Origin of the sequence: Sinorhizobium sp. BG8, from assembly GCF_016864555.1 — a bacterium.
Classification (GTDB): domain Bacteria; phylum Pseudomonadota; class Alphaproteobacteria; order Rhizobiales; family Rhizobiaceae; genus BG8.
In genome coordinates this window covers 713,514-720,000 of the sequence record NZ_CP044011.1, presented here as the reverse complement: position 1 = coordinate 720,000, position 6,487 = coordinate 713,514, and the positions used below count along the sequence as shown (strand labels likewise).

Sequence of the window (6,487 nt, the reverse complement as noted above, 5' to 3'; positions counted from 1 at the left end):
TCCGAAGGGGCTTGCGGCCGCGCGGGCGCTTGCCGAAGGTGTCGCGCAGCTCGGTCTCCAGTTCCTGCCCTTCTCGAAGGCGGGCGCCCAGCTGCGCGAGCGGCTCGGCTTTCTCCACCGCTCGATCGGCGACCCCTGGCCGGACACATCGGACGCCGCCCTGCTCGCCCGCCTCGATGACTGGTTCGTTCCCTTTCAGGAAGAAACCCGCGGTCTCGACGACGTCAGCCCGGGGAGCCTGTCCGAGGGCCTTCTGTCACTCGTACCCTACCAGGCCCAACGAGACCTGCCGAAATTGGCTCCGACCCACTATGAAGCGCCGACGGGCAACCAGCACCCGATCCGCTACGATGGAGCGGAACCGGTGCTGGCGATACGCGTGCAGGAACTCTACGGCCTCAAACAGCATCCTGCGGTCGCCGGCGGGAGGCTGCCGCTGCTTCTCGAACTGCTGTCGCCAGCGCATCGCACGATCCAGACCACCCGCGACCTGCCCGGCTTCTGGGCGGGATCGTGGAAGGACGTGCGGGCGGACATGAGGGGGCGCTATCCGAAACACCCCTGGCCGGAAGATCCTTCCGAGGCAGCGCCGACGACACGGGCAAAGCCGCGTGGTACATGATGCCTCCCAGTAATCTTACAGCCGGGATTCCACGCCGATGCCGACACACCATGACTTAGGAGAGATCAGCTTCAGCCGCAGGCTGAGGCTGGAGACGCTGATCCGGCTGAGATGGCTCGCGGTTGCCGGGCAGTCGATTACGGTCATCGTCGTTGGCCTCTGGCTGGCCTTTCCCCTGCCAATCGTACCGGCAGGCGTGCTGATCGCTCTCCTCGCAGGGGTGAACTTCTTCCTGGCGGTCAGGTATCCCCCGGCGCACAGACTGACGCCGGAGGCGGCACTTGCGCTGCTTGCCTTCGACCTCTGCCAGCTGATCGCGCTGCTCTTCATCACGGGCGGCCTCTCCAATCCGTTCGCGCCGCTGATCTGCGTACCGGTGATCATCTCATCCTCATCACAGTCGATCCGCCACAGCCTCGTGCTCGGGATCCTTGCGGTCGCCGGCATCACGGCGCTCGCCTTCTCCCCCTTCCCACTCCCCTGGTTTCCCGGAACGCTCCTCGTGGTGCCTCCGATCCTGATGGCAGGATTCTGGTTTGCCATCACGTCCACCACTGCATTTGCGGCCTTCTATTCCTACCGGGTCTCGCGCGAGGCCTCTGAGCTCTCCGATGCGCTCGCCGCCACCGAACTGGTGTTGCAGCGGGAGAAACATCTCTCCCAGCTCGACGGGCTGGCCGCCGCCGCCGCTCACGAACTGGGCACGCCATTGGCAACAATCAGCGTCGTCGCCAAGGAGATGGAGCGCGAGCTTGGCAAGGACGAGCGATTCGGGGAGGACGTCCATCTGCTGCGTAGCCAGAGCGAGCGGTGCCGGGATATCCTCAGGCGGCTGACGACGCTTTCGGCGGCAGACGAAGAGCACATGCGCAATCTGCCGCTTTCTTCCCTCCTCGAGGAAGTAATGGCGCCGCACCGCGAATTCGGTATTCGCCTGAGCCTGGTGGAAAAGGCTGGGCGTGACGGCGAACCGATCGGAAAGCGCAACCCAGGCATTCTCTATGGCCTCGGCAATCTCCTGGAAAATGCGGTGGACCATGCAAAGGAAGAGGTGACGGTGACCGCCGATCACGGCCCTGACAAGGTGACGATCATCATAGAGGACGACGGAGAGGGCTATCCTCCGGACATCCTCCTGAGGATCGGCGAGCCTTATGTGACGAAGCGCCAGCGCGACGAGCGGGCCGGTGGGCTGGGCCTCGGCCTTTTCATTGCAAAGACCTTGCTGGAGCGCTCCGGGGCACGCCTGAGCTTCGGGAACCGGCTAGGCGGTCTGCCGGGAGCCCGCGTGGTGGTCGAATGGCCGCGGTCCCGGATGGAATCGATGCCGGCGAAATGACTTTACCCCCTGCCGGGAAGCGTTCATAAGCTTTCTGTCCAGAAGAACCGAGAAAACGACGCGGAATTTCGAGAATGGCAGAGAAGAACGAAACCGCGGAGGCGACCGTCCTCGCTTCCGGCCTTTCCGACATGGAATACATCGGCACCGACCGTTCACTCCTGATCGTCGACGACGACGGGCCGTTCCTGCGGCGCCTGGCGCGTGCCATGGAGACGCGAGGCTTCATCGTCGACACCGCGGAGTCCGTCGCTGAAGGCATTGCCAAGGCGAAGACAGCGCCCCCGAAATATGCCGTTGTCGATCTGAGGCTCGGCGACGGCAGCGGGCTCGACGTCATCGCGGCCATCCGCCAGCGCAGAGACGATACGCGGATCATCATGCTGACGGGCTACGGCAACATTGCCACCGCGGTGAATGCCGTGAAGCTCGGCGCCGTCGACTATCTTGCCAAGCCGGCCGATGCCGACGACATCTTCTCGGCGCTGACCCAGAAGCCCGGCGAAAAGGCGGAGCTTCCTGAGAACCCTATGTCCGCGGATCGTGTCCGCTGGGAGCATATCCAGCGTGTCTACGAGATGTGCGAACGCAACGTCTCGGAAACCGCCCGTCGCCTCAACATGCACCGCCGCACGCTCCAGCGCATCCTGGCGAAACGCGCACCGAAGTAAAACGCTTGCACGGCGGGTGTTCGAGAGTGCCGGAACTCTTCGGTTTCTGATCGAAGGCGGAACGACTCGCCGCGCCTACGGAGTCTGGTCCTTCTCGCCGCTGACGATCGCTGAAATGTCGGCGGAGCCACTGCCGGTGTCGGATGCCAGTTCGGCAAGCAGAAGTCTGCCGGCGGCGGCACGGGCGAAGGCGAAGACGACCGCCTTGCGCGTCGCCGCTGCAAGCCTGTGTTCCGGCGCCTCCCGCACGATATGGGCGCCATAGCCATCGGCAAGGATCAACCCGCAGTCCTCCGGAAAGATGTCGAGCGGCACGCCACGATGCGTCGCAAAGAACAGCCGGTCGCAGTAGCGGCGATAGTCCGGCCACTTCCTGTCGACGCGGAAGTCCTCGATCGAGGACTTGATCTCAACAATCCAGACCTCGCCCTTCGCCGAGAGGCTTATCAGATCCGCTCTCCTGCCGCTTGCAAGCGTAAGCTCCGGGATCACGGCATGGCGCATTTCCATCAGAAGTCTCTGGACGCCTCGCCTGACCATCATGGCGCGCTCGGACTGCCGTCCGTCCACGAGAGGGTTGTCATTGTGAAGAGATACGATCGTCATGGGATAAAGCTCCCCGGAGAGGGCCGCGGTAACGAAGCATTAGGCACCAAATGTTTGTTGGGGTCCCGGAATGTCCCACGGAAACGGATCACTGCCGAGCGTTCGCGAGCCTTCCGTTCGTTCATGCTGTGCGGGAAGAAGGCTTCTTGGGCCACCCGGTTGTTGCAAAAAAGCAAGTCCTCCGGATTTTGCTCGCTTGTCCCCCGATGCCGCCTCCCGCGTGCTTGCAATGAGCCTTCCGATCGAAAATAAACCATAGCTACTGAATGTTCGGCAAACCGAACTTTGCCATCCCGTCCAAAGAGAATCAAATGCGTCTTCGCAATGCCCTCCTCCTGTGCGGCCTCGCAGCGTCAAGCGTGCTGGCCGGCTGCTCAACCGCGCCCGTCATGGTCAGACCCGTCTGGAGCGAAAAGGTCGCCACGAACCAGATCTTCACCTCGGATTATGGCGCCGTCGAGGACCACGGCTACGCGCTGCCGGCCATTCCGATCTCCCGCCTCGACACGAAGTATCACCGACAGATCGTCGACTATGCGACCTCGGAAAAGCCGGGCACGATCATCGTCAACACGCCCAGCCGCTTCCTCTATTTCGTGCTGCCCGGCGGCAAGGCCGTTCGCTACGGCATCGGCGTGGGCAAGCAGGGCTTTGCCTGGGAAGGCGAGGCATACATCGCCTGGAAGCAGGAATGGCCGATGTGGCATCCGCCGGAAGAAATGGCTGTCCGCAAGCCGGAAGTGGCCAAGTACGTCAAGGAAGGGATGCAGCCGGGCCTGACCAACCCCCTCGGCGCACGCGCCATGTACCTCTTCAACGACAAGGGACAGGACACGCTCTTCCGCCTTCACGGAACACCGGAATGGGCATCCATCGGAACTGCGGCCTCGTCCGGCTGCATCCGCCTGATGAACCAGGACATCATCGATCTCTACCAGCGCGTCCGCCCGGGGAAGGGTGCCCGCGTGGTTGTCCAGCAGTAAGCAACAAGACGAGACAGAAAAAAGCCGCCGGATCGCTCCGGCGGCTTTTTTCATGGGTGAGAGGCGCCCGCAATCAAGCGGCGGCCGCCTTTAGCTCCAGGCGGCGGCGGTGCAGGACAGGCTCGGTGTATCCGTTCGGCTGCTCCCTGCCCTTCAGCACGAGTTCAAGTGCGGCCTGGAACGCGATCGAGCGATCGTAATCCGGTGCCATCGGCGTGTAGAGACTGTCGCCAGCGTTCTGGCGATCGACAACCTCGGCCATGCGTTTCATCGTCTCGAGAATCTGCGCCTCGGTCACGACGCCATGGTGGAGCCAGTTCGCCATGTGCTGGGCGGAGATGCGCAGCGTCGCCCGGTCCTCCATCAGGCCGATGTTGTTGATATCCGGCACCTTTGAGCAGCCGACACCCTGATCGACCCACCGCACGACATAACCGAGGATCCCCTGGGCGTTGTTGTCCAGTTCGAACTGGATGTCTTCGCTGGTCCAGTTCGGGCGCGCGGCCACCGGGACGGAGAGGATATCAGAGAGCTTGGCGCGGGCTCTGCTCTTCAGACTTTCCTGGACGGCGGAGACATCGACCTTGTGATAGTGAGTCGCGTGAAGCGTTGCGGCCGTCGGTGAAGGTACCCAGGCCGTGTTTGCTCCGGCCTTGGGATGGGCGATCTTCTGCTCGAGCATCGCGGCCATCAGGTCAGGCATGGCCCACATGCCCTTGCCGATCTGCGCGTGGCCCGAAAGGCCGCATGCGAGGCCGATGTCGACGTTCCAGTTCTCGTAGGCGCCGATCCAGGCAGCCTTCTTCATGTCGCCCTTGCGGATCATCGGCCCGGCTTCCATCGACGTGTGGATCTCGTCCCCGGTGCGGTCCAGAAAACCGGTATTGATAAAGACGACACGCTCCTTCGCGGCCCGGATCGCTTCCTTGAGATTGACGGTGGTACGCCGCTCTTCGTCCATGATGCCCATCTTGATGGTGTTGGGCGCCATGCCGAGGGCTGATTCGACGCGGGAGAAAAGCTCGCTAGCGAATGCGACCTCCTCCGGCCCATGCATCTTCGGCTTGACCACATACATGGAACCGGCGCGCGAATTCATGCGACGACCCTGCGGTCCTATGTCATGGAGCGCGATCAGCGCGGTGACCATTGCATCCATGATCCCCTCCGGCACCTCATTGCCGTCCCGGTCGTGGATTGCCGGAGTGGTCATCAGGTGCCCGACATTGCGGACCAGCATCAGGGAACGCGCGACGACCGGAAGGCTCGAGCCGTTCGCTGCCGTGAAGGACCGATCGGGATTGAGCTTTCGGACGAAGCTACGACCTGCCTTGGTGACTTCTTCCTGAAGGTCGCCCTTCATCAGGCCAAGCCAGTTCCGGTAGACGACGACCTTGTCCTCCGCGTCGACGGCTGCGACGGAATCCTCGCAGTCCATGATGGTGGTGAGGGCCGACTCGATGCTGACGTCAGATATATTTGCCGCATCGTCCTTGCCGATGGTCGTCGTCGAATCGATGACGATCTCGATGTGCAGGCCATGATTCACCAGGAGGACCCGCTCCGGCCGGGAGCGTTCGCCGATGAAGCCGGCAAACTTCGTCGTGTCGGCAAGACCCGTCTTGCGACCGTCCATGAGCGTGACCGCGAGGACCTGCCCCTCAACGGACAGTGCCGCCGCTTCGCTCCAGCTTGCCCCTTCAAGCGCTGCGCTCTGGTCCAGGAATTCGCGGACCCAGGCGATGACCTTGGCTCCGCGAACCGGGTTGTAACCCTTGCCCCTTTCAGCGCCGTCGGCTTCCGCAATCGCGTCCGTTCCGTAGAGAGCGTCATAGAGCGAGCCCCAGCGCGCGTTGGCAGCATTCAGCGCATAGCGGGCGTTCATGACGGGGACAACGAGCTGCGGTCCCGCGATCGACGCGATCTCGGCGTCGACGTTGGCGGTCGAGACTGCAAAGTCAGGTCCCTCCGGGAGGAGGTAGCCGATCTCCCTCAGGAAATCTTCATAGGCCTGCATGTCGGCAGGTGCGCCGTTCCGGCGGTACCAGTCGTCGAGCTTTCCCTGGAAGTCGTCCCGAATAGCCAGCAAGGCCTTGTTCTTCGGCGAAAGCGCATGAACGATGGCGGAAAACTCCGAAAAGAACCTATCCTCCTGCACTTCGGTTCCGGGCAGGGCCTCCTTGACGAGGAAATCGAACAAATCGCTGTCGAAAGAGAGACCGTATTTTTCTGTTTGACCCATGTCGAATGCTCCGGATAGGCGGAA

The 6,487-nt window shown here is 62.7% G+C and carries 6 protein-coding genes (1 of these 6 running past the window's edge); 4 read left to right on the top strand and 2 right to left on the bottom strand.

Annotated features, from left to right (window positions below):
- The 3 genes from hrpB to F3Y30_RS03285 all read left to right on the top strand — a co-directional run.
- Positions 1-622 carry the final stretch of an ATP-dependent helicase HrpB gene (hrpB, locus tag F3Y30_RS03295; RefSeq protein WP_203425136.1) on the top strand. The gene continues 1,847 nt to the left of window position 1, outside the view, so the window shows 622 of its 2,469 coding nt (coding positions 1,848-2,469); its start codon lies off the left edge, out of view; the stop codon is at positions 620-622.
- 37 nt (positions 623-659) lie between these two features.
- Positions 660-1,961, top strand: a complete 1,302-nt coding sequence (locus F3Y30_RS03290) for an ActS/PrrB/RegB family redox-sensitive histidine kinase (RefSeq protein ID WP_203425135.1) — start codon at positions 660-662, stop codon at positions 1,959-1,961.
- 74 nt (positions 1,962-2,035) lie between these two features.
- The gene (locus F3Y30_RS03285; RefSeq protein ID WP_281435419.1) at positions 2,036-2,632 is read left to right on the top strand and encodes an ActR/PrrA/RegA family redox response regulator transcription factor; all 597 of its coding nucleotides are present in this window, start codon (positions 2,036-2,038) and stop codon (positions 2,630-2,632) included.
- Positions 2,633-2,707: 75 nt separating this feature from the next.
- Here F3Y30_RS03285 and F3Y30_RS03280 read toward each other — a convergent pair whose 3' ends face one another.
- Entirely contained in the window at positions 2,708-3,238 is a 531-nt protein-coding gene (locus F3Y30_RS03280) for an MmcB family DNA repair protein (protein ID WP_203425134.1), read from the bottom strand.
- A 311-nt stretch (positions 3,239-3,549) separates the two neighbouring features.
- On the opposite strand from F3Y30_RS03280, the gene F3Y30_RS03275 reads away from it, so the two are divergent.
- Positions 3,550-4,221, top strand: coding sequence for a L,D-transpeptidase (locus tag F3Y30_RS03275; protein WP_203425133.1), 672 nt, complete (start codon positions 3,550-3,552; stop codon positions 4,219-4,221).
- A 73-nt stretch (positions 4,222-4,294) separates the two neighbouring features.
- On the opposite strand, the gene F3Y30_RS03270 is transcribed toward F3Y30_RS03275, so the two are convergent.
- On the bottom strand, positions 4,295-6,463 hold the full coding sequence (locus tag F3Y30_RS03270; RefSeq protein ID WP_203425132.1) for a malate synthase G: 2,169 nt from the start codon (positions 6,461-6,463) through the stop codon (positions 4,295-4,297).
- Positions 6,464-6,487 lie beyond the last annotated feature (24 nt).